This window comes from Pseudomonas botevensis (assembly GCF_019145475.1).
In the GTDB taxonomy this organism is placed as follows: domain Bacteria; phylum Pseudomonadota; class Gammaproteobacteria; order Pseudomonadales; family Pseudomonadaceae; genus Aquipseudomonas; species Aquipseudomonas botevensis.
This window is the reverse complement of the sequence record NZ_JAHTKI010000034.1, coordinates 46,607-68,050: the sequence shown is the minus strand read 5'-3', so window position 1 is coordinate 68,050 and position 21,444 is coordinate 46,607. Positions and strand designations below refer to the sequence as shown.

Genomic DNA, 21,444 nt, shown 5'->3' with positions numbered 1-21,444 from the left:
AGCTTCGCGAAAGTGATTGTTTTGTGGCATTAACATAAGTGCTCTGAATGAGTCCGGCGATGTTTTCAGAGGGTGGGCAGCGCTGTTGGTAGGGCAGAGCGCATCGGGGAATCCCTTAGGGTCGGCGAATGCGTCACTCGCCCGCACGATTTGCGGCTTATCCATCATCGCGGGTGCCGGGCCAAGGCACGTTGTTGTATGGTTGTGGTCGAACCGTTGAACCCAAGTTTTGAAAGGATATCGCCATGCTGGACTGGAAGAACCGCGCGGGCAGCGCGCCTGAACGTGCCGCCGAGCCCAAGTCGGCCACCCGCAGTTATGTCGGCGGTCTGCTGTTCAGCCGCGCGCTGGCGACATTGATCGGCCTCTACCTGTTGGTGACCATTGGCCTGGGCTGGTACTGGAGCCAGGAACCTGCGCTGTTCCCCGTGGCGCAGAACGCCCAGGTGGCCGCCGAGAAGGAAGGCAAGCAGATGGTGGTCGGCTACACCACCGTCGAAACCCTGAAGACCGTCGCCGGCACCTTGCTCGACAAGCCGGGCGGCTACATTTCCAACGACCGCTTCCCGCCGGGCCTGTGGATGGACAACATGCCGAGCTGGGAATACGGCGTGCTGGTCCAGGTGCGCGACCTGACCCGTGCCTTGCGCAAGGATTTCGCCCGTTCGCAATCGCAATCGGCCGAAGACGCCGATCTGGCCAAGGCCGAGCCGCGTTTCAACTTCGACAACAAGAGCTGGATCCTGCCGTCGAGTGAATCGGAATATCAGGAAGGCATTAACTCGCTGAGCCGCTATCAGGCGCGTCTGTCGGATCCGTCGCAGAAAAACGCACTGTTCTACGCCCGCGCCGACAACCTCAACAACTGGCTGGGCGATGTCGGCACCCGTCTGGGTTCGCTGTCGCAACGGCTGTCGGCCAGCGTCGGTCGGGTCAAGCTCAACACCGCACTGAAAACGGAAACCCCGGCAGTCGGTGAAGTGCCACAGGTTGACGAGGAAATCGTCGAAACCCCGTGGATGCAGATCGACAACGTGTTCTACGAAGCGCGCGGCCAGGCCTGGGCACTGTCGCACCTGTTGCGCGCCATCGAAGTGGATTTCGCCGATGTGCTGGCGAAGAAGAACGCCACGGTCAGCGTGCGCCAGATCATTCGTGAGCTGGAGGCTTCGCAGGAGCCGGTGTGGAGTCCGATGATCCTCAACGGCAGCGGTTTCGGTGTCCTGGCCAACCACTCGCTGGTGATGGCCAACTATATTTCCCGGGCCAACGCCGCAGTGATCGATCTGCGCCAACTGCTCAACCAGGGCTGAGCCATGAGCGACAACGCCAGGGAAGCGGCGCACCGCGCCGCTTCGGATGCCGAACAGATCGCCTGGGTCGACGAGCAGGACAACCTGCTCGGCGCCCTGGTGCGCTCCGACCTGCGTGAGCGCGGGCTGATCGGGCGGGGCACCTACATCATGCTGTTCAACTCCGCCGGTGAACTCTGCGTACACCGGCGCACCCTGAGCAAGGCGATCTATCCCGGTTATTGGGACGTGGCGGCGGGCGGCATGGTGCAGGCCAGCGAAACCTACGCCGAGTCGGCGGCCCGCGAGCTGGAGGAAGAGTTGGGCGTGAGCGGCGTGGAACTGACCGCCCATGACCATTTCTTCTTCGAGGACACCGGCAACCGCCTGTGGTGTTCGGCGTTTTCGGCGGTGTGGGACGGGCCGTTGATCCTGCAGCCGGAAGAAGTGCTCGAGGCACGCTTCATTCCAGTCGATCAGGTCCTGCTGGAAATCGAGCAGAAGCCTTATTGCCCGGACTCTCTGGCGGCCTTGAAACGCTATCTCAAGGCGCAACAGAGCGACGTCGCAAAGAACTCATAAAATGGCGCCGATTGGCACTTAGCAATCGACGCTTTTGCCGTTACACTGCGCGACCTTTTCAAGCTGTACCGGCGTGCTTTACAGGCGCAAACGGTGCAGTAGCGCTGCCCCTGCCTGAGTGGGGCTTCGCGGTCGATGACCTTGCCCAAGGTCGCGATCAGTCTTTGTCCTCCCGAGAGGATTGCCGGTGGCCAAAAAAGCCGCATCCTTCGCCGCCCTGGGCGGCCTGGTATTTTCCACCGACGCAGGTCGTCATTGCCCGGAATGCAGCAAGCCGGTGGACGCCTGTATCTGCAAACAAACCGTGATCCCGGCCGGTGACGGCATTGCCCGCGTGCGTCGCGAGAGCAAGGGCCGTGGCGGCAAGACGGTGACCACAATCACCGGCGTGCCCCTGGCCGAAGACGCGCTCAAAGAGCTGGCGACAACGTTGAAGAAACGTTGCGGCACCGGCGGCGCGTTGAAAGACGGGGTCATCGAAATCCAGGGCGATCATGTCGAGCTACTCTTGGCTGAACTGATCAAGCACGGTTTCAAGGCGAAGAAGTCCGGCGGCTAGCAGCCTCTGTGAAAACCACCGATGGCTTGACCCGGTTCTGAAATCCGTCAGATTCGGTGTCGTCTCCATGGTTTTCACAGAGCCTGTTCATGACCGGTTTCTAAACTCAACGCGGTCAGCGCGGTCTACCGCCCCGCTGACGAACCGTCATTTTCATTCTTTAGACTGCGGCGGCCTGAACGTCAGGCGACGCTCCATGACTTCTTTATAGGGGACTTCGATGTCCGTACGACGCACACGCAAAGACGATGGCAGCCAATGGACAGTTGCGGACAGCCGCAGTGTTTACGGGATTCGCCATTGGGGGGCCGGGTATTTCGCGATCAATGACGCCGGTCGCGTCGAAGTTCGTCCGAACGGCCCGAGCAGCTCACCCATCGACCTGTTCGAGCAAGTCGACCAACTGCGCAAAAGCGGTTTGTCCTTGCCGTTGCTGGTTCGTTTTCCCGACATCCTGCAAGACCGCGTCCGTCAGTTGACCGGCGCTTTCGATGCCAACATCGAACGCCTGGAATACCAGAGCAAGTACACCGCGCTGTACCCGATCAAGGTCAACCAGCAAGAAGCGGTGATCGAGAACATCATCGCCACCCAGAATGTTTCCATCGGTCTGGAAGCCGGTTCCAAGCCTGAGCTGCTGGCAGTGCTGGCGCTGGCGCCGAAGGGCGGCACCATCGTCTGCAACGGTTACAAGGACCGCGAGTTCATCCGTCTGGCGCTGATGGGCCAGAAGCTCGGCCACAACGTGTTCATCGTGATCGAGAAGGAGTCCGAGGTCGGACTGGTGATCGACGAGGCCGCTTCGCTCAAGGTCAAGCCGCAAGTCGGTCTGCGTGTGCGTCTGTCGTCGCTGGCGTCGTCGAAGTGGGCGGACACCGGTGGCGAGAAATCCAAGTTCGGTCTGTCGGCGGCGCAACTACTGTCGGTGGTCGAGCGCTTCCGCGCTGCCGGCCTGGATCAGGGCATCCGCCTGCTGCACTTCCACATGGGTTCGCAGATCGCCAACCTGGCCGACTACCAGCACGGCTTCAAGGAAGCGATCCGTTACTACGGCGAGCTGCGCAACCTGGGTCTGCCGGTGGATCACATCGACGTCGGTGGCGGCCTGGGCGTCGACTACGACGGCACCCACTCGCGCAACGCCAGTTCGATCAACTACGACATGGACGATTACGCCGGTGTCGTGGTCGGCATGCTCAAGGAGTTCTGCGACGCGCAGAGCCTGCCGCATCCGCACATCTTCTCCGAAAGCGGCCGCTCGCTGACCGCGCACCACGCGATGCTGGTGGTGCAGGTGACCGACGTCGAGAAACACAACGACGACGTGCCGCAGATCGAGAACAAGGAATCGCTGCCGGAAACCGTGCAGTGGCTGGTTGACCTGCTCGGCCCGACCGACATCGAAATGGTCACCGAAACCTACTGGCGCGCCACCCACTACATGAGCGACGTCGCCGCGCAGTACGCCGACGGCAAGCTGACCTTGGCGGAAAAAGCCCTGGCCGAGCAGTGCTACTTCGCCGTGTGCCGTCGCCTGCACAACTCGCTGAAGGCGCGCCAGCGTTCGCACCGTCAGGTGCTCGACGAACTCAACGACAAACTGGCCGACAAGTACATCTGCAACTTCTCGGTGTTCCAGAGCCTGCCGGACACCTGGGCGATCGATCAGGTCCTGCCGATCATCCCGCTGCACCGTCTCGACGAAGAGCCGCTGCGTCGCGCGGTGCTGCAGGATCTGACCTGCGACTCCGACGGCAAGATCAACCAGTACGTCGACGAGCAGAGCATCGAAACCAGCCTGCCGGTACACGGCCTGAACGAGGGTGAAGACTACCTGCTGGGCGTGTTCCTGGTCGGGGCCTATCAGGAAATCCTCGGCGACATGCACAACCTGTTCGGTGACACCGACTCGGTGAACATCTATCAGAACGCCGACGGCAGCGTGTACCACGCCGGAATTGAAACCCACGACACCATCGAAGACATGCTGCGCTACGTGCACCTGTCGCCGGAAGAGTTGATGACTCACTACCGCGACAAGTGCGCCAGTGCCCGCATCAGCGCCAATGAGCGCACGCAGTTCCTCGATGCGTTGCGCCTGGGCCTGACCCGTTCTTCCTACCTGTCTTCCTGACACCATCCCCCTGTAGCCCCGGGCTGTCTGAAATTGTTCCCGCCGTCGCGGACATTTCAGATGGCCTGGTGCGAAACCTCTTCTTTTACTCGCGAAACGGCCTACGCCTTGACCAGCATAGTGATGTCGTCTGCTTTTCGCGTAGGTCATTTCCTAAGTTGTACTTCGGCTCTCTACTCGGCCATGGCTCTCGGCGAGAATCCCCGACCGCCCCTCCTGTAGAGAAACGCCCATGTTCGAACCAGCCGACGAGCCGTCGTTCAGTCTCGATGTAGCGGGTCTGTCCGCCCCCTTCGAAGTCCTGGCCTTTACCGGTAGCGAAGCCCTCAACGAACCCTTTGCGTTCGAGATCGATGTATTGATCGACGACCCGCACCTGGACCTCGCCGGGCTGTTGCACCGCGCGGGATTTCTGCGCTTCGGACCACCGGGCAACGGCGTGCATGGGCAATTGCAGAGTCTTGTGCAGCAGGAACATGGCCAGTGTTTCCGGTTGTGCCGGGTGCGGCTGGGGCCGAGGCTGAGCTGCCTCGACCTGCGCTTCAGCCAGCGGATGTTCAGTGGGCGCTCGGTGCCGCAAATCCTCGCCCAGGTGCTGAAAGAACACGGAATCAGCGGCCCGCAGTTGCGCTTCGAGCTGTTGGCCGACTATCCCGCCCGGACGTTCTGTACCCAGTACCGCGAGTCGGACCTGCAATTCGTCCAGCGCTTGTGCGGGCAGGAGCGCATTCACTACCGCTTCGAACACGGGCGTACCGGCCATTGCCTGGTGTTCGGCGATGACCCGGCCAGTCTGCCTCGGTCGGGCGAAGTGTGGTTCGCTGAGGCCGGCGAGGCCCTGGGTGTACGTCGCTGGCAGGTGCAGGGCGAAGTGCGCAGCAGTCTGCGGGGCGAACCTTCGCGGGTGCTGCAAACCGCCGAGGGCGATACCGATCTGCCGGCCCTGCGCAGCGGTCATTGGCTGCCGTTGACCGGCCACCCGCTCAGCGAGTGCAATCGCGGCTGGCTGGTGACCCGGGTCGAGCATCTGGGCGATCACAGCCGTGAGCCGGTCTACGCCAACCGGGTCGACGGGACGCAGGGCGACGTGCCGTTCGTGCCCCTCGTCCGTCCTCGGATGCACAGCCTGCAACGGGCCTGGGTGGTCGAGGTGGACGAACCCTTGCCCGATCGTTCGCGGCCGGTGGCGGTGCAATTCGACTGGCTGTATCAGGGCGAGGGCGCAGCGCCCAGTCATTGCTGGCTGCCGCTGGCACCGGCACTGGCCGACGTACCGCTGTCCGCGCTGGGCGACGGGGTCGAGGTGGTCGTGAGTTTCCTTGAGGGCGATCCTGACCAGCCGATGATCAGCGGTGTTTTGCGCACGCCGGTGCCGGTGGAGGATGTCGACGACGATGATCCGGTTCCGATGCCGCAGACGCTGAGCAGCGAAGGGATGCCGGTGTTCCTGCAATCGGCCGGGCCATTGCTGTTGCTGTGCCTGATCCCCGGTGGCGGCAGTTTCAGTCATTGCCCACCAGCGACCTGCAGTTGCCGGTTGCTCGCGGCCGTCGACCCGGGCCCCGGACGATGAGCGCCGCGACTCCGGAGCCGGTCGCGCAGTGGCTGTTGCTGGATGTGCCACAGGCACCCCAGGCGCTGATGACCCTCCACCGGGGCTTTGCCGGCGTGCGCCGTTTCTGGCTGTTCGAGGGCACCGAGTTTCAGCCGGTGCGCGAGCAAGGGCCGTTGCTGATTGAACTGCAAGGCAACGCGGCGCTGGCGGCGTTGTGTCAGCGTGATCCCCAGACCTGGAGCGGTTTGTTGCTGGGCAGCGAGTCTGCGGCGCCGGTCTTGCTCGAACACCTGCGGCGCATGCTCACGGTGTCGTTCGGCTTGCAGCACCGGGCCTTGCTCACCTGGTACAACCGCCAGACGGCCAGCTATTTCTTCGATGCCTGCGATGCCGGTGAACTGAGCCGCTGGCTCGGGCCGATCCAGCAGCTGCGCTGGTTCGGTGGCACCTGGGCCGATCTGGCAATGGGCAGCCAGGGCTGGCAGCAACTGCGCAATCCACGGCTGGCGGTGGAGCCGTTGCGGGTCGATGAGAGCCTGACGTCACGCCAGCGTGAACGCCTGCAAGCCTGTCTGCTCGATCAGCACATCTGGCGCTGGTGTCAGGCGGTGGGGGCGGATTTTCCGGTGCTCGCCGCCCATGTCCAACAGGGGCTGGCGCTGGGTTTCGGCGAACGGGCGATGCTCGATGGCTGGCTGTGGCTGCGCCTGCAGTATCCGCGCGCCACATGGGCGCCGCCCCCGGCGGGGCTGACGCCACAGGAACGGCTCGAACACCTGCGCCGGCAATGGCAGGGCGATCAACCCTGAGACGTCGCTTCAGTGTGCGGTGCCGCTGAACCAGCCGTCATTGCGTCGCAGCCACAGGGCCAGGGTGCCGAGGGTCAGGCTGCGCAAGACCATGAACAACAGGAACGAAATCCACAGGCCATGGTTGCCCAATCCCTGCAGCACCCAGGCGACCGGCAGCATCAGCAGCACCGTGAGCAGCATGCCGTTGCGCATTTCCCGGGCACGGGTAGCGCCGATGAACAGGCCGTCGAGCAGGTAGCTCCAGACCGCGATCAGCGGCAGCATGGCGAGGTAGGGCAGGTAAACGAACGCGGTGTCGCGCACGCTCTGGATGTCGGTCTGCATCTCGATGAACAGATGTCCGGCGCACAGAAACAGCAGGGCGAAACCGACACTCGCCAGCAGCGACCAGCCGCCGGCCACCACCAGCGAACGGCGCAGGGCCAGCCGGTCGCGGGCGCCGATTGCGTGTCCGCACAGGGCTTCCACGGCGTGGGCTAGACCGTCGAGGGCGTGGGCGGTCAGCAACAGGCCGTTGAGCAGCAGCGCGTTGGCCGCGACCGTGGCGTCACCGAGACGTGCACCCTGCACGGTGATCAGGAAAAACACCGATTGCAGGGCCAGGCTGCGGATGAAAATGTCGCGGTTGACCGCCAGCAGCGCCCGCCAGCTCTGCCAGACCCTCAGCGCGGCCCAGACGATGTGCCCGGGATAGGCGTGCAAAGCCTTGCGGGTCATCCACAGACCGAGCAGGGCACCGCTCCATTCGGCGATCACCGAGGCCCGGGCCGAACCGACCACGCCCCAGTCCAGGCCGATCACGAACCACAGGTTGAGGGCGATGTTGATCAGGTTGGTGCTCAACAGAATCGCCAGCGGCGCCCGGGCGTTCTGGGTGCCGAGGAACCAGCCGACCAGCGCATAGCTGGCCAGCGCCGCCGGCAGTCCGAACAGGCGGGTGTGGAAGAAGTCGCGGGTCAGTTGATCGAGTTCCGCCGAGGGTTGCATGAAGTGCAATGCGATGCCGCTCAGCGGTACGCCCAACAGGCCGAGCAGCAACGCCAGCCCCATCGCCAGCAGCAACCCCTGCAACAGAATCTGCCGCAACGCCGCGCCATCACTGCGCCCGGCCGCTTGGGCCGCGAAACCGGTGGTGCCCATGCGCAGAAAACCCATGGCCCAGGCGAGGAAGGTGTACAGGCTGGCGCCGACCGCCACGGCACCCAGTTGATGGGCGTGGGGCAGATGGCCAATGACGGTGCTGTCGACCAGCGCCACCAGCGGCACGGAAATGTTCGAGAGAATCATGGGAGCGGCGAGCGCCCAGACCTTGCGGTGGGTCGCGCGGTCGCGCCAGTCGGTGATCAGCTTGGACATGCGGGCTCCTTGGGGGAGCTGGCATTGTAGCGATTCATTCGGGATTTGCTGTGGCTGTGATTGCCGACGCCCCTCACCCCAGCCCTCTCCCAGAGGGAGAGGGGGCCTGCCGAGGTATCTTGCGTTCTCCATCGACCTGAAAGATCTTGGCGATTACGGATTCGGCAAAGCGCTAGTGAATAATCCAGCTCAACAACCACAACCCCAGCAACAACCAGATGATCCCGGCAACGATCGACGCATTCATGAACGCACGAATCGCCGACCACAACAGCATCAGCCCGACGATCAGCGCAATGATGCTGATGATCGACGTGTCCATTCCCAGGGTCTTGGCGAGTCCGTCGATAAAGTTGCCGCCGGCATTGCCCAGCACATTGAACAGACCGCTGAGACCGTCGACGATGAAGCGGATGATCGAGCCGAGCACCTGGCCGAGCCATTCGAAAAAGCTTTCTACCTGCATGTGTGCATCCTGATGAAAGAGCTGAGCCTTGGGCCGCGACGAGGTCGGCGTAGTTCCCTGCAAGCATAGAGGGTTTGCGCTGAAGCCGTGCAAGCGCGCTTGCCCACAAAAGCGACCGGCAGCCCCTTGCCTTCCCCCGGCATCCCCCCGAAGCTATACGCCTTCAGGAGAACCCGATGAACCTTGTTGAACTGACCGAACGCCTGCACGCCATTCGCGACCGCAATGACTGGCGGCAATTTCACAGCCCGAAAAACCTGGCGATGGCCGCCAGCGTGGAAATGTCCGAACTGGTGGAGATCTTCCAGTGGTTGACTGAAGACCAGTCGCGCCAGCTGCCGGCGGACAAGCTGGCCCACGCCGGGCAGGAAGTCGGCGATATCGTCCTGTATCTGTTGCTGCTGTGCAGCGAACTGGGACTGGACATGAATGAAGTGGTGCGCAGCAAGCTCGCCGACAGCGAACGGCGGTTCAGCTGATGAGCGACCGTCATTTCGATCAGTTGGCGACCCGTTTCGCCGAAAAAATCTACGGTGGCGCCAAAGGCGCGATCCGCCTCGCGGTGTTGCAGGCCGACCTCGCCGAAGCGCTTCCGGATCGTCCGCTGCGGGTGCTGGACATCGGCGCGGGCCTGGGCCACATGTCGTTGTGGCTGGCCGAGCGCGGGCATCAGGTGACACTGGCCGAGCCGGCCGAACCGATGCTCGAAGGCGCCCGCCAGCGCTTCGCCGAGGCCGGCCAGCAGGCCACGTTCATTCAGGCGCCGTGGCAGGATCTGCTCGGCCAGCTTACCGAGCCCTATGATCTGGTGCTGTGCCACGCCGTGCTGGAATGGCTGGCCGAACCCCATGCGATCCTGCCGGTGTTGCATCAGCTGACCCAACCCGGTGGCTGGCTGTCGCTGGCGTTCTACAACCGTGATGCGCTGATCTACCGGAACCTGCTCAAGGGCCATTTCAAGAAGATGCGCAAGAACGACATGGCCGGCGAAAAACAGAGCCTGACCCCGCAGCAACCTCTCGATCCGCGAGAGCTGGCCACGCAACTCGAAGGCTTGTGGCAGGTCGAAACCCAGAGCGGGGTCAGGGTTTTCCACGACTACATGCCGGTGGAATTCCAGTCCCGCGCCGAGTTGCTGGATTTACTCGAGATGGAGCTCGCCCACCGTCGTCACCCAAGCTTCGCCGGGCTTGGGCGTTACCTGCACTGGATCTGCCGGCCGATCTGATCGGAGCATGAAATGAAGGGTCATTCAGGGTTACTGCTGATCTGTCTCGGGTTGGCCGCGTGCCAGGGCAGCAACCCTTATGTGGCGCAGTCGCGGCCATTGCCGCCGGCCCCGCCGCAAGCGGCCACCACCTTCGACCGCAGCGCCTACCCGGCGCCGCCTCGGGACTATGGGCGCTACCGCAGCTGGGCGTGGCTCAACGGGCAACTGCCGCCGGGCACGGCCTGGGCGGATTCGGCGCAAGTGGCCGAAGCGGTCAGCAATGCCCTGGATCAACGCGGGTTGCGCCCGTTGCATGACAATCGTCCGGCGGATCTTTTCGTCAGCGCCCATTTGAGCCTGGAAACCCGCCTGCGCCAGGTGCAGGACGATTACGGTTACTACGGCGGCTATGGCGGTTACGACCGTTATGGCCGGGGCTACGGCATGTACAACACGGTGCCGATCGTGCGCACCTATCAGGAACAGGTCGTGGTGGTGCGGGTGGATCTGTTCGACGCCGGCAGTGGTCAGCCGGTCTGGAGCGCCAGCGCCGAAACCGGCACCCAGGGCAACCAGAGCGATCGCAGCGATGCGATCAGGGAGGCTGTCGAAAAGGCAATGTCGGCGTATCCTCCCAGTTAGCTTCCTGCAAATGAGAAGCTCTCACAGGTTCATGTCTTCAACCGGAGAAAAATCATGTTCCGCCGTCTCGCTCTACTGGCTGTGGCCGCGCTGCTCAGTGCTTGCGCCGCCAATCAGGTCAATCATGACTTCGATGCCAGCCGTGACTTTGCCGCTTATCGCAGCTGGAGCTGGAAAGAACCCGCCCTGCAATACCGTCCCGACGATCCCCGGATCAAGAGCGACCTGACCGAACAACGCATCCGCCAGGCCGTCGCCGATCAGCTCGATCAACGCGGCCTGCGCCCGGCCGCGGGCGGCAGCCGGGGTGATTTGAATGTGCAGACCTACCTGATCGTCGAGGATCGCCAGCAGCAGGTGACCACCAACTACGGCGGCGGTTGGGGCAACCCGTGGAACGGCTATTGGGGCGCCCCGATGTACAACGAAACCCGCAACATCACCTACAAGGTCGCGACGATCCAGGTCGATCTGCTCGACGGCAAGGACGGCAAACTGGTGTGGCGCGGCAGCGATGAGCAGATGCTCAGCAGCACGCCGAACCCGGCGGATCGCAGCAATGCCATCCGCGAAACCGTGACGCGGATCCTGGCCAACTACCCACCGCGTTAACGCTATCCCATTGTGGGAGCGGGCTTGCCCGCGAAGACGACGGCACAGTCGACTGGGATGTGCCCGACAGACCGCCTTCGCGAGCAAGTCCGCTTCCACAGGTTTTTGGGGCTCAGTTTCTGTGGGGGAGCTGGCGGGTTGCCAGCAGTCTCGTCAGGTCGTGTCTACACTGATATTCACCAATGGAGGTTGCGCCCGGCGGTGCGCCGGCAAAGGAGTGCGCCATGTCTCCCCGTTCGCCGTTCAACGGCCCGGCTCGACAGCGCGGGGCCATCGGGTTGATCGCGGCATTGACCCTGGGGCTGGCGCTGGTGTTGATTCTGCTGGTGGTCGACAGCGGTCGTTTATACCTGGAAAAACGCGATCTGCAACGGGTGGCCGACATGGCCGCCCTCGAAGCCGCGTCCCGGGGCGGCACTTGTGGCGCCGGGGCAACCGCCGATGCCTACGCCCGCGCCAGCGTGGCGCGCAATGATTTCCCGATCCCCAGCGCCGGCCGCACCCTGGCGGTCGCCTGTGGCGGGCTGACCGTGGATGCCAACAACCTGCGGGTGTTCACCGTCAATGCCGCCAGCAGCGAAGCGATCCGGGTCGTGGTCAGCCAGTCGGTGACCCAGAGTGTCGCCGGCGGTGTCGGGGCCTTGTTCGGCGGGGCCGGCCAAGGCGCGACCGTCACGCTCACGGCCACCGCTGTTGCTGCGCTGCCGCCTCCTTTGGCTTCGCTGACCATTCGCAGCAGCGCGGTGACGATCGATTCCTCCCGGTCGGCCGTTCTCAATGCGCTGTACGGTGGTCTGGTGGGCGGCAATCTCAACCTGAGCGCAGCCAGCTGGAACGGCCTGGTCAACAGCAACATCAGCCTGCTGGGCTACCTGGATCGCTTGAAGGTGGATATCGGCCTCAGCGCGGGCGGCTACGAACAAGTCCTCGGCAACAGCATCGCCGTCAGTCAATTGGTACAGACCGCAATCAACGTCCTCGACCCCAACGGCACCCTCGGCGCCACTGCCACCATCGTCGGCCTGCAAGCGATCAAGACGGCGGTCGGTGCTACGCAGGTGGTGCTGGGCAATCTGCTGAATGTGCAGGCCGGCACCCAGGCCACGGCACTGGCCGCGAATCTGCGGGCGTTCGACCTGATCCAGGGGTTCCTGCAACTGGCCAACAAGCAGAACGGCCTGGTCACCAGCCAGACGATCAATCTGGGCGTGGCGCAGGTCATCGCTCGGGTGCAAGTGCTGGAACCGCCACAGCTGTCGGCCATCGGCGACCCGCGCAAGATCATGGCGCCGAACAACCCCTTGGGCGCGAACCGGATCTATGTGAAGACGGCCCAGGTGCGCACGTTGCTGTCGGTGCAACTGCCGATCCTCGACGGTATCGCGTCGCTGGTCAGCGGAGTCGCCGATCTTGCGGCACCGCTGGGCAGCATCCTCAGTTCGCTGCTGCATCTGGATATCAAGGGAGTGCTGGATTCGCTGACCTGTGCCCTGGGTATTCCTTGCCAGACCCCGGATGTGCAATTGCTGCCGGGGTCTTTTCGTCTGGATGTGCTGGTCGATGCCGCCAGCGCCAACAGTTACGTCACCGCCTACAGTTGCCTGACGCCGACCAACAAAACCCTGACCACCAATACCACGACATCCGTGGTGAACCTGAAAATGGGCACCATCGATGCCGCCACGGCGTTCGGCAATAACGTCACGCCTCCCACTGCCGTCGTGACACCGTTGAAGCTGATCGACATCGGCGTGAAAACCTGCTCGCGCGTGCTGCTCGTCCTGCCGTTCAACTGTACCCCGCGTACCGCCGGAGTCGGGGGTGGTATCAGTATTTCCGCCGACACCACCATCGGCCAGAACGCCAACCTGTCTCACGTCTATTCGGCGCCGGCGGCCAGCAGCCTGCCGGAGATCAACCAGCCGCCGTTCTACTACACCTACAGCACCACCAATATCGTCAGCAGCCTGAGTGACACCCTGACCAACATCAATCTCAACATGTACGGCCCGTCGGGTTCGCTGGTGAGTGCGCTGGGGGCGAGCCTGGGCACGGTGAAAGGCCTGCTGGTCACCGCAATCAATACGGTGCTCAGCCCGCTGCTCGACACGCTGGTCAACACCCTGCTGGCCGCGCTGGGGATCAACCTCAATCAGGTCGATGTCGGCGCCAACCTCAGTTGTCAGTCGGGGCGGGCGACGCTGGTGATCTGATCATCCTCGGCAATCGGCAGCTCGATGCAGAACCGCGCGCCTTCATCGCCGTTGCGCACGCTCAGGCGTCCGCCCATGTTTTCGACGATGCCGTAGCTCACCGACAGCCCCAGACCGGTGCCGATCCCCACCGGTTTGGTGGTGAAGAACGGTTCGAAGATCCGCTCCAGCAAGCGCGGATCGATCCCGCCGCCGTTGTCCTCGACCCACAGCCGGACCACATGTTCATCGTGTTCGGCGTACACCGAAATCCACGGCTGGAAGTCGCGGTCGGCCTCGCGTTTGCTCAGCAGCGCATCCCGGGCGTTGACCATCAGGTTGATCAGCACCTGTTCCAGTTGATCGACGTAGCCGCGCACCTGTAGCTGGAACGTCGCTTCTCTGATTCGCAACTCGACGCCCTTGCCGCGCAAGCCTTCGGCGAGCAGCGACAGGGTGCCCTCGATTGCTTTCAGCGGATCGAACGGATGCTGCTCGATCTCCGAACGCCGCCCGAACACCCGCATATGATCCACCACTCGCGCGGCGCGCTGGACCTGGGCGTCGATGCGGTTGAGCTTGTCGGTCAGGTAGTCGACCTGCACATCGCCGTTGCCCAGGCGTTTGAGCACATTGACGATGGCCATGCGCATCACGTTCAGCGGCTGGTTGATCTCGTGGGCCAGACCAGTGGCCATTTCGCCGAGGGTGGCCATTTTTGCGCTCTGGGTCAGTTGCTGCTGCGAGCGGCGCACTTCGGTGTTGTCGCGGCCCACGGCCTGCACTTCGAGCAAGCGGCCGTGTTCGTCGAACACCCCGCGATCCGACCAGATCCACCACGCATGCTCGCGACCCGGAAGGCGCAGATTGATTTCGGCGGTGCTGACCGGTTGTTCCGGGGTCAGTTGCGCGAGGCGCTGGACGAACGCCTCGAGCTGTTCTTCCGACATCCAGCCACCGAGATTGACCCCCGGCAGTTGTTCCGGGGTGCATTCGAGGTAGTTCGCCAGCGGCCGGTTGCCGAAGGTCAGCGTCAGGTCGGGGCGATAGCGGCAGATCATCGCCGGCGAGTCTTCCACTAGAATCCGGTAGCGCTCTTCGCTGGCCCTGACTCGTTCGGCGGCCAGGGTCGCCTCGGTCACGTCCAGCCACAGGCCCACGGCTTCCACCGGCAGTCCGAGGTCATCGCGCAGCAGCCTGGCTTCATCCAGCATCCAGTGGGCGTTGCCTTGCGCGTCGAGTACGCGGTAGCGGGTACTCACCGAGCCTTCGCGCAGCAACTGGCGGCTGCGTTCGAAATAGAGCGCCTGATCCTGCGGATGCACATGCCTGACCAGTCCGTTATCGACGCAATCGGCCAGGCTCCAGCCCAGCAGCGATTGCAGGCTGGCGCTGAAAAATACCGGCTGCAGCGCACCCTCGTCATAGCGCTGTACGTAGATCACCGCCGGCGAACGGGCGATCAGATTGTCCAGGCGCGCGTGGGCAGCGGCGGCCTGTTGCTGCTGCTCCTTGATGTCGCTGATATCGAGCATGAAACCCACCAGCCGCCGCTCGGCGCCGATGCCCAGCGACTGGCCCTGCAAGCGATACCACTGCGGCAGCGGCGAATGCCCGGCAGGCTGCAGGCGCACGCACAACTCCAGCGGCTGACCCTCATCCTGCAAGGCTTGCAGACGACCGCGCAGTTCTTCGCGATCGGCGGGATGCACCCGGTTGAACCAGTCCGTCAGCGGCAGCCGGGCGCGATCAAGGCCCAGATTTTCTGCCAGTCGCGGCGCCAGCAACACCTCGGCGCTGTCGCCGAGGACCTCCCACCAGCCGCTGCCGAGCAAGGCTTGCAGGGTTTCCAGGCGCTCCAGTTGCAGGTGGTGACGATGCTCGCGCAAACGTTCGAGCAGCGGCGCGGCGACGGCCGCGGCGAGTTGCAGCCAGTCATGCTCGCTGAGATCCGCTGCGTGCTGCTGCACTGGGTAGCAACCGCACAGCAGCCACGCGGCCACGCCCTGGGCATCGCGGTAAGGCACGGCAAATCCTTCGCTCGGACCGAACACTCCGGTCAGGCGCGGTTGTTCGTTCGCCAGCAAACGTTGCGGTGCGGCACCGTTCAGGCTGTCGAGACCGGTGCCCAGCGACTGGCCGTTATGCCACAACTCTGGTGCGTCGTGCGCCGCGTAGTGCTGATGAATCAGCCAGGCCTGCTCGTGTTCATCGAGCAGGGCAACCGCCAGGCACGGAATGCTGAAACGCTGGCTCAGGCGCTCAAGCTGTTCGCCAAGCACAGGCGTCAGGCGCGCCAGACCGCACAGGCGCAATTGATCGCGGATCTGCGCGGCGAGCAATTGGCTTTGTTCGCGGCTGCGGGTCAGGCGCCGTTCGGCCAGCAGATCGCCGATGTCCAGCAATTGCAGGAGCCAGCCATCGCCCTGCGGCTGCACCCAGCCACGCAAATGCAGCGGCGGCCCGGCCAGGCTGAAAAAATCCAGATCGAGCAGTTGCCCTTGCCAGTCCGCCGGTTTGCCTTCCACTGCGAGGATGCTGTGGGGCAACAGGTAGGCCAGCAGGTGCGGCGTGCGGTTGCCTGACTGTTGTTGCGCCAGCAGATGGCGCAACGGCCCGGTGAGGTGATTAACGTGGCCGCCGTCATCCAGGTACAACTGCAGGCCGACGCTCAGCGCGCTCGGGCTGTCCACACTGTCGGACGGCGCGGACGATGGGCGGTTGAGCAGGCGACCGAACAGCTTGTCCCCGGAACTCAAAATTGCAGGCTCGAACTGGCGGTGAGGTTGGCAGGCAGGTTCGGCACCGTCCCGATGCCCGGCAACACCAGAAACGGCAGGGCCTGATTGAGTTTGCTGGTGGGGTAGTTGATGCGCACGGTCAAGAGTCCGCCGACGTAGGTGATGGTCGTGTCGGTGGTCGCGTTGAAGTTGAGGGCCGCGGGCAGCCAGGCCAGGCGCAGGGCCAATTCGTTGCGGGCGACGCTCTGGATGACGGTGGCGTAATTGGCCGTCGACGGGTCGAGGGCAACGCTGCGTCGCACGGCTTCGGCGGTGGACTGGGTGAACGCCTGCATCAGCAACAGCGGCAGGCTGTAGCTGACCAGCCCGTAGAACACCGCGAAGAAAATCACGAACACCAACGCGAACTCGATCGCGACGGCACCTTTTTGTTTGCGGGGGAGGGCGGTTTTCATGAGTGCGTCTACCCTGACAATCACTACGTAATATCAGCATAGAATCATTCAGCCAAAACGGACGTTTTTTACCGGATGCACAGCTTTGTCCTACTCATCTGGCTGACGCTGTGTGCGGCGCAGGATGCCCGACAGCGGCATATCGGCAATGGCCTGACCCTGGGCGTCGGCGGCCTCGCGCTGGTCTGGCTGCTGGGAACCGGCCGCACCTGGCTCGGTGCCGACGCGGCACAGGGCGCCTGGGCGGTGCTGCTGGCACTGGCCTTCACGTTGCCCGGTTATGCACTGCGCCGACTGGGCGGCGGCGATGTGAAACTAATGACAGCCTTGGCCCTTGCGACGGACGGCACACACCTGCTCGGCACCTTTATCGGCGCCGGATTTGCCACGGTCCTCTGGACGTTGCTGGCGCCGGGAATTTGGATGCATATGAGTCAATGGCTTAGAGATCGTTTGCAGCTTTTCCGGCCTGAAGCGTCAAAAAAGCTGCCATTTGCACCGTTCGTGCTGGTTGGCCTGCTGGCTACCTTGCTCTGGATCCATTAGTCGCCAGATGCCACTACTGCTATGTACATAGTCGGAAAGTGCGTCTACTTTCAATTCATGGGTTTTACATTCACAAGCTGTCTGTACAGGAATTGTCAGCCTTGATCGAGCATGGAGTTGCAAGTGAACAAGCTTATGTCTGCTGTGAAAGTGCTGGTGGTCGACGATCAACCGCTGATTGTTGAAGAGCTGTGCGAATTCCTCGAGAGCAGTGGTTACCGGTGTGTGCCATGCGATTCGAGCCAGCAGGCGATCGAGCAGTTCATCGATGATCAGGATATCGGCCTGGTGCTGTGTGACCTGCAAATGCCGGACATGAACGGTATTGAACTGGTGCAGGAGCTGCAGCGTCTGTCGGGCAAGCATCGGGTGTTTGAAGCCATCATGCTCACCGGTCGCGCCGACAAGCAGGATGTGATCAAGGCGTTGCGCGCGGGGATTGCCGATTACTACCAGAAGCCGATCGAGCTGGATGAGTTGCTCGAGGGGTTGCAGCGCCAGGAAGTGGCATTGCAGGAGCGGCAGAAGACGCTGCAACTGGGGCACCTGAATCAGAAGCTGCAGTTCCTTTCCGAGTCGATCGATGATCTTTATCAGGATCTGGACAAGGTGCGGCGCGGGCCTGCGCCGGTGAGCGATGAGCCGAGCGGTGAGGCGGACAGTCTGGAGATGCCGGCGATTTTCAATCAGTTGTCGCCCCGGCAACTGGACGTGGCACGGCTGGTGGGCAAGGGGCAGACCAATTATCAGATTGCCTGTGAGTTGGGGATTACCGAGAACACGGTGAAGCTTTATGTTTCGCAGGTTTTGCGGTTGACGCATATGCATAATCGGACGCAGTTGGCGTTGGCGCTTTCGCCGGGTTCTTCTGCGGTTCGGCAGCGGGTTACGGCGCACTGAGCTTGGTCTTGGTCTTGGTCTTGTCCTTGGCGGCCTTTGGGCCGACCAGGTTTTGGGTGTTTGGTGTACATATCCGTTGCTGCGGTAACGGCTTCTTATGGTTTCGCCCTTACGGCGAGTCACCTTTTTCAGACGCCAAAAAGGTAACCCAAAAGGCTTGGCCCCGGCGTTCGGCTCCTCGCTGAGGCTCGGAGTTCCTTCGTTGCGGGATTCATCCGGGGGCATCGCCTACGGTTTGCTTCGCTGCACCTCCTCTCGATGTGTTTGGCTTCGCCAAACGGTCGCTGCGCTCCCACCCCCGGATAAATCCCTCCACTCAGCCTGCCGAAGGGGCTGGCACGTCAAAAGCGGTACTCGAGCTAACGCTCATTGTGTTGAGTGGTGAAGGGCGGAAGTGGACTTCTTTTGCCTTTGCCTTTGCCTTTGCCTTTGCCTTTGCTTTTGTGGGAGTGGGCTTGCCCACGAAGGCGGCCTACGAGCCGACCTGGTTCTGGTGGGTGTACGCCTTCGTCACTGCCATCCCGGTCAGTCCCCTCTCCCTCCGGGAGAGGGCTAGGGCGAGGGGCTTTTGATCTTGGTTTTGAAGTTCGAATTCATCCGGGCATTCCAAATTGGCAAATCCCACGCAATCAACTCCCGTTCCCGCTATCAACCTTCCCTCCCTGATCCTGATCGAAGAACTCCGGAATCTCATGCTGGTAGCTCTTCAGCCAGCGCTGCATGCTCAGTTCGCGTTCCGTCGGCGTGCTGGTCTGTGGTGTGGGCGAGGCGACTTTGTTGCGGCTTTGCAGCAGGAGCCAGCCTTCGGTTTCCTGTTGTTGGGGCGAGGCGGGGCCGGCGTCGATGGCGTGGGTGGTGAGGGGCAGGGTCAGCAGGGTCAGGCACAGCAGGGTGGATTTCATGGCAGGCCTCCTTACGGGAGCGTCGCGGCGGCGAGGCGGTTGGCGGGGGCGGGGAGTTTGAGTTTTTCGGCGCGGGCCTGGGCCTCGCTGAATTGTTCCGGGCTCAGTTTCAGGCGGCTGACCAGTTCGGCGGCGCGGGTCCAGTCGTCCTGGTAGAGCAGCAGCGTGACCAGGTTCAGGGCGGCCAGTTGATCGCTCTGCTTGAGCTCCATCGCGGTGAGGAATTCGAAGCGGGCGTCTTCCAGGCGCAGTTGGTTGAGGTACACCACGCCCAGGTCGTTGCGGATTTTTTCGTCGGTCGGGGCCAGGCGGGCGGCGCGTTGCAGGTGGGCCTGGGCCTGGCCGTAGTCGGCGCGGGCGGCGGCGAGTTGGCCCAGGCCGTGTTCGGCTTCGGCGGCCAGACAACTGCCGAGCAGGCCGCGATAGAGCGGTTCGGCCTCGCTACGGCCGAGCAGGCGATAGACCTTGGCCTTGCGCAGGCGCACGTCGGCGAGGTTGTCCGGCAGGCTTTGCAGGTTGGCCAGGCTGGCGTGGAGTTTGCCGTCGTTGGCCATGTCGTCGGCCAGGTTCAGCGACAGTTGCTGCTCCGAACTCAGCTTGCCGCAACTGGCCTGGTTGGTCAGGGCATCCCATGGGGTCTGCCCGGTGTTCGCGCAGCCGCCGAGCATCAGCAGCGTCATACCGGCAATCATTGCTTTCATCACGATCCCTCTAAGAACCCAGTGCCCGTGCCAGGGCGGTGAAGCCCGGGCCGGCCAGGACGATCAACAGCGCCGGGAAGAGAAACAGCATCATCACGACGGACATTTTTGCGGACATTTTCGAGATGTATTCCTGCAGGCGCGTCAGGCGCCGGTCGTCAAGCAGTTGCTTGAGTGCGAGCAGCGATTTCATCGCGCCGCCACCCTGGTGCAGCAACTGCTGGAGGATCACGCAGGTGTCGGTGAATTCGTCCACCGCCATCAGGCGCGTGGCTTTGTTCAGTTCTTCGCCCAGTTCCAGACCGGAGTCGACCCGGGCCAGCACCAGGCGCAATTCGTGGGTGAGTATCGGCAGCAGCGCCCGCGCTTCATGGCTCAACACCCGTAGGGCCTGTTCCACGGCCATGCCGGATTCGAAGAGGATGCGCAGCAGCGGGATGAAGGTGGAAATCTCCGTCGACAGTTGCTTTTGCCGGCGGTTGGCCGCCATGGCGAGCAAGCGTTTGGGCAACAGGTAACCCAGACCCATGGCAAACAGCGGGGCGATCCAGTGCTTCTCCACCTGTGGGAAAAGCACGCCCTGGATCAGTGCGACCATGACCAGCAGCAACAACGGTGAGCCGATCTGGCTGGCGGCGAACAGCGAACGCTGCCGGGCGCTGCGCCAGCCGAGGCGGTTGAGCAGGGTCTGGGTTTCGTTGTCGAGCCTGACGCTGTGCTGGCCGACCCTGCTCTCGCCGAGCACCTGCAAAAGCGTACCGAAGCGGTTGTCGCGGGTCAGCGTGCCTGCCAGTCGGCGGTTGATCTGGCGGGCGCGTCGGCGTTGCTCCAGAAGGTGGCCGAGCAGCAACACCGCCGCTGTCAGCAACAGCAGGGCGCCAAGCATCAGGGGGGCGTTCATAGGCTGCGCAACATCCGCCAGAGCAACAGACAGCCGAACACCTGCAAGCCGAACGCCGTGGCGAGCATCAGTTGGCCGGAGTGGTCGTTCCACATGGCGATCAGGTATTTGGGATTGGAGATCAGAAAGTAGCCGGCGAGGCTCACCGGCAGCACGCCGAGGACCCAGGCCGTGACGCGGGTTTCGCCGGTCATGGCGCGCAACTGGCGCGAAGCCTGGTCGCGTTCGCGAATCATCTTGATCAGGTTCTCCAGCAGCTCGCTGGCGTTGCCGCCATAACGATGGTTGACCCGTAGACCAAGGGCGAACAGGCGCAGTTCGTCCCTCTCATAGAGTTCGGCCAGGTCCGACACGGCATCCGCCAGGCTGACCCCCAGTTGCACGTTGCGCTGCACCCGGCCCATGGCGTTTTTCAGAGGATCTTCGCTGGCCTCGATGGCGCCGAGCACCGCGTCGGCGAGGGTGCGACCGGATTTCAGGCTGCGCACGGTATGGTCGAGCAATGACGGCAGTTGTTCGATCATCCGCCGTAGCCGTCGCTGGTAACGCCAACTGACATACAGCCGCAGTGCCAGCGGCGGCAAGACCATGAACAACAGCAACCCGAGCCACTTGCCGAGGACGAACCCAAGCAAAACGCCGAATGCCCACAGCAACAGCCACACGCCGAGACGCTCGGTTGGGCGACCGAGGCCGGCCCGCAGGAAGGCCCGTTCCAGTCTGGCCCAGCGCGGTGCTTCGCTGCTCAGTTGCGGTTGCCCCTGATTCAGGCGTTGCAGCACGCGCTCGGTGCCGTTCTGCCGCCAGCCGTTGTAGAACAGGCGCAGCGACAGGCCGAGCAAGGTCAGGCAGACGAGGATCAACAGCAGCGGCTTGAGCATGGGCG

At 63.1% G+C, this 21,444-nt stretch carries 21 protein-coding genes; 13 read left to right on the top strand and 8 right to left on the bottom strand.

What is annotated here, in order from left to right; all coding sequences use genetic code 11:
* Positions 1–245 precede the first annotated feature (245 nt).
* The 6 genes from KVQ74_RS27675 to KVQ74_RS27650 all read left to right on the top strand — a co-directional run bounded on the left by KVQ74_RS27675 (position 246) and on the right by KVQ74_RS27650 (position 6,931).
* Positions 246–1,313 carry a DUF2333 family protein gene (locus KVQ74_RS27675; protein WP_217834553.1) on the top strand — a complete coding sequence of 356 codons (1,068 nt, stop codon included), beginning with the start codon at positions 246–248 and terminating at the stop codon, positions 1,311–1,313.
* A gap of 3 nt (positions 1,314–1,316) precedes the next feature.
* The gene (locus tag KVQ74_RS27670; RefSeq protein ID WP_217834552.1) at positions 1,317–1,874 is read left to right on the top strand and encodes an NUDIX hydrolase; all 558 of its coding nucleotides are present in this window, start codon (positions 1,317–1,319) and stop codon (positions 1,872–1,874) included.
* A gap of 187 nt (positions 1,875–2,061) precedes the next feature.
* A complete protein-coding gene (locus tag KVQ74_RS27665) occupies positions 2,062–2,433 on the top strand; it encodes a translation initiation factor Sui1 (protein ID WP_041068080.1) in 372 nt (123 codons plus the stop codon).
* Positions 2,434–2,653: 220 nt separating this feature from the next.
* Positions 2,654–4,567, top strand: a complete 1,914-nt coding sequence (gene speA, locus KVQ74_RS27660) for an arginine decarboxylase (RefSeq protein WP_217834551.1) — start codon at positions 2,654–2,656, stop codon at positions 4,565–4,567.
* A 232-nt stretch (positions 4,568–4,799) separates the two neighbouring features.
* On the top strand, positions 4,800–6,140 hold the full coding sequence (locus KVQ74_RS27655) for a type VI secretion system Vgr family protein (protein WP_217834550.1): 1,341 nt from the start codon (positions 4,800–4,802) through the stop codon (positions 6,138–6,140).
* Positions 6,137–6,931: a DUF4123 domain-containing protein gene (locus KVQ74_RS27650; protein ID WP_217834549.1), complete on the top strand. Its 795-nt coding sequence runs from the start codon at positions 6,137–6,139 to the stop codon at positions 6,929–6,931. The genes KVQ74_RS27655 and KVQ74_RS27650 overlap by 4 nt, the downstream gene beginning before the upstream one ends.
* Before the next feature lie 9 nt (positions 6,932–6,940).
* Here KVQ74_RS27650 and KVQ74_RS27645 read toward each other — a convergent pair whose 3' ends face one another.
* Positions 6,941–8,290, bottom strand: coding sequence for an MATE family efflux transporter (locus KVQ74_RS27645; protein ID WP_217834548.1), 1,350 nt, complete (start codon positions 8,288–8,290; stop codon positions 6,941–6,943).
* 172 nt (positions 8,291–8,462) lie between these two features.
* A complete protein-coding gene (locus tag KVQ74_RS27640; RefSeq protein WP_217834547.1) occupies positions 8,463–8,756 on the bottom strand; it encodes a hypothetical protein in 294 nt (97 codons plus the stop codon).
* 176 nt (positions 8,757–8,932) lie between these two features.
* Here KVQ74_RS27640 and KVQ74_RS27635 point away from each other — a divergent pair, with 176 nt between their 5' ends.
* From KVQ74_RS27635 to KVQ74_RS27615, 5 genes are all read left to right on the top strand, one after another.
* Positions 8,933–9,235, top strand: coding sequence for a MazG-like family protein (locus KVQ74_RS27635; RefSeq protein ID WP_007951009.1), 303 nt, complete (start codon positions 8,933–8,935; stop codon positions 9,233–9,235).
* Positions 9,235–9,984, top strand: a complete 750-nt coding sequence (locus KVQ74_RS27630) for a methyltransferase domain-containing protein (RefSeq protein WP_217834546.1) — start codon at positions 9,235–9,237, stop codon at positions 9,982–9,984. Before KVQ74_RS27635 ends, KVQ74_RS27630 begins: the two co-directional genes overlap by 1 nt.
* Positions 9,985–9,996: 12 nt before the next feature.
* The gene (locus KVQ74_RS27625) at positions 9,997–10,608 is read left to right on the top strand and encodes a DUF4136 domain-containing protein (RefSeq protein ID WP_217834545.1); all 612 of its coding nucleotides are present in this window, start codon (positions 9,997–9,999) and stop codon (positions 10,606–10,608) included.
* Positions 10,609–10,662: 54 nt separating this feature from the next.
* On the top strand, positions 10,663–11,220 hold the full coding sequence (locus tag KVQ74_RS27620) for a DUF4136 domain-containing protein (protein ID WP_217834544.1): 558 nt from the start codon (positions 10,663–10,665) through the stop codon (positions 11,218–11,220).
* Between the two features lie 224 nt (positions 11,221–11,444).
* Entirely contained in the window at positions 11,445–13,433 is a 1,989-nt protein-coding gene (locus tag KVQ74_RS27615; RefSeq protein WP_217834543.1) for a pilus assembly protein TadG-related protein, read from the top strand.
* Here KVQ74_RS27615 and KVQ74_RS27610 read toward each other — a convergent pair.
* The gene (locus KVQ74_RS27610; protein WP_217834542.1) at positions 13,403–16,171 is read right to left on the bottom strand and encodes a PAS domain-containing sensor histidine kinase; all 2,769 of its coding nucleotides are present in this window, start codon (positions 16,169–16,171) and stop codon (positions 13,403–13,405) included. The genes KVQ74_RS27615 and KVQ74_RS27610 overlap by 31 nt on opposite strands.
* A complete protein-coding gene (locus KVQ74_RS27605; RefSeq protein ID WP_217834541.1) occupies positions 16,168–16,608 on the bottom strand; it encodes a TadE/TadG family type IV pilus assembly protein in 441 nt (146 codons plus the stop codon). Before KVQ74_RS27605 ends, KVQ74_RS27610 begins: the two co-directional genes overlap by 4 nt.
* Before the next feature lie 75 nt (positions 16,609–16,683).
* Between KVQ74_RS27605 and KVQ74_RS27600 the strand changes: the two genes are divergently transcribed.
* Together KVQ74_RS27600 and KVQ74_RS27595 are read left to right on the top strand one after the other, a co-directional pair.
* Entirely contained in the window at positions 16,684–17,154 is a 471-nt protein-coding gene (locus KVQ74_RS27600; protein WP_217834540.1) for an A24 family peptidase, read from the top strand.
* A gap of 123 nt (positions 17,155–17,277) precedes the next feature.
* Positions 17,278–18,054, top strand: coding sequence for a response regulator transcription factor (locus KVQ74_RS27595; RefSeq protein ID WP_318837884.1), 777 nt, complete (start codon positions 17,278–17,280; stop codon positions 18,052–18,054).
* Between the two features lie 629 nt (positions 18,055–18,683).
* On the opposite strand, the gene KVQ74_RS27590 is transcribed toward KVQ74_RS27595, so the two are convergent.
* Genes KVQ74_RS27590 through KVQ74_RS27575 form a run of 4 tightly spaced genes read right to left on the bottom strand, consistent with a single transcriptional unit; the run spans position 18,684 to position 21,439 of the window.
* Entirely contained in the window at positions 18,684–18,956 is a 273-nt protein-coding gene (locus KVQ74_RS27590) for a DUF3613 domain-containing protein (protein WP_217834538.1), read from the bottom strand.
* An 11-nt stretch (positions 18,957–18,967) separates the two neighbouring features.
* The gene (locus KVQ74_RS27585) at positions 18,968–19,657 is read right to left on the bottom strand and encodes a tetratricopeptide repeat protein (protein WP_217834537.1); all 690 of its coding nucleotides are present in this window, start codon (positions 19,655–19,657) and stop codon (positions 18,968–18,970) included.
* Between the two features lie 10 nt (positions 19,658–19,667).
* On the bottom strand, positions 19,668–20,558 hold the full coding sequence (locus KVQ74_RS27580; protein ID WP_217834536.1) for a type II secretion system F family protein: 891 nt from the start codon (positions 20,556–20,558) through the stop codon (positions 19,668–19,670).
* Positions 20,555–21,439: a type II secretion system F family protein gene (locus KVQ74_RS27575; RefSeq protein WP_217834535.1), complete on the bottom strand. Its 885-nt coding sequence runs from the start codon at positions 21,437–21,439 to the stop codon at positions 20,555–20,557. Before KVQ74_RS27575 ends, KVQ74_RS27580 begins: the two co-directional genes overlap by 4 nt.
* Between the last annotated feature and the right edge of the window lie 5 nt (positions 21,440–21,444).

Coding starts and splice junctions, on each gene's coding strand:
- KVQ74_RS27675 (WP_217834553.1), top strand. CDS start 246: ATGCTGGACTGGAAGAACCGCGCGGGCAGCGCGCCTGAACGTGCCGCC.
- KVQ74_RS27670 (WP_217834552.1), top strand. CDS start 1,317: ATGAGCGACAACGCCAGGGAAGCGGCGCACCGCGCCGCTTCGGATGCC.
- speA (WP_217834551.1), top strand. CDS start 2,654: ATGTCCGTACGACGCACACGCAAAGACGATGGCAGCCAATGGACAGTT.
- KVQ74_RS27655 (WP_217834550.1), top strand. CDS start 4,800: ATGTTCGAACCAGCCGACGAGCCGTCGTTCAGTCTCGATGTAGCGGGT.
- KVQ74_RS27650 (WP_217834549.1), top strand. CDS start 6,137: ATGAGCGCCGCGACTCCGGAGCCGGTCGCGCAGTGGCTGTTGCTGGAT.
- KVQ74_RS27645 (WP_217834548.1), bottom strand. CDS start 8,290: ATGTCCAAGCTGATCACCGACTGGCGCGACCGCGCGACCCACCGCAAG.
- KVQ74_RS27640 (WP_217834547.1), bottom strand. CDS start 8,756: ATGCAGGTAGAAAGCTTTTTCGAATGGCTCGGCCAGGTGCTCGGCTCG.
- KVQ74_RS27635 (WP_007951009.1), top strand. CDS start 8,933: ATGAACCTTGTTGAACTGACCGAACGCCTGCACGCCATTCGCGACCGC.
- KVQ74_RS27630 (WP_217834546.1), top strand. CDS start 9,235: ATGAGCGACCGTCATTTCGATCAGTTGGCGACCCGTTTCGCCGAAAAA.
- KVQ74_RS27625 (WP_217834545.1), top strand. CDS start 9,997: ATGAAGGGTCATTCAGGGTTACTGCTGATCTGTCTCGGGTTGGCCGCG.
- KVQ74_RS27620 (WP_217834544.1), top strand. CDS start 10,663: ATGTTCCGCCGTCTCGCTCTACTGGCTGTGGCCGCGCTGCTCAGTGCT.
- KVQ74_RS27615 (WP_217834543.1), top strand. CDS start 11,445: ATGTCTCCCCGTTCGCCGTTCAACGGCCCGGCTCGACAGCGCGGGGCC.
- KVQ74_RS27605 (WP_217834541.1), bottom strand. CDS start 16,608: ATGAAAACCGCCCTCCCCCGCAAACAAAAAGGTGCCGTCGCGATCGAG.
- KVQ74_RS27600 (WP_217834540.1), top strand. CDS start 16,684: ATGCACAGCTTTGTCCTACTCATCTGGCTGACGCTGTGTGCGGCGCAG.
- KVQ74_RS27590 (WP_217834538.1), bottom strand. CDS start 18,956: ATGAAATCCACCCTGCTGTGCCTGACCCTGCTGACCCTGCCCCTCACC.
- KVQ74_RS27585 (WP_217834537.1), bottom strand. CDS start 19,657: ATGAAAGCAATGATTGCCGGTATGACGCTGCTGATGCTCGGCGGCTGC.
- KVQ74_RS27580 (WP_217834536.1), bottom strand. CDS start 20,558: ATGAACGCCCCCCTGATGCTTGGCGCCCTGCTGTTGCTGACAGCGGCG.
- KVQ74_RS27575 (WP_217834535.1), bottom strand. CDS start 21,439: ATGCTCAAGCCGCTGCTGTTGATCCTCGTCTGCCTGACCTTGCTCGGC.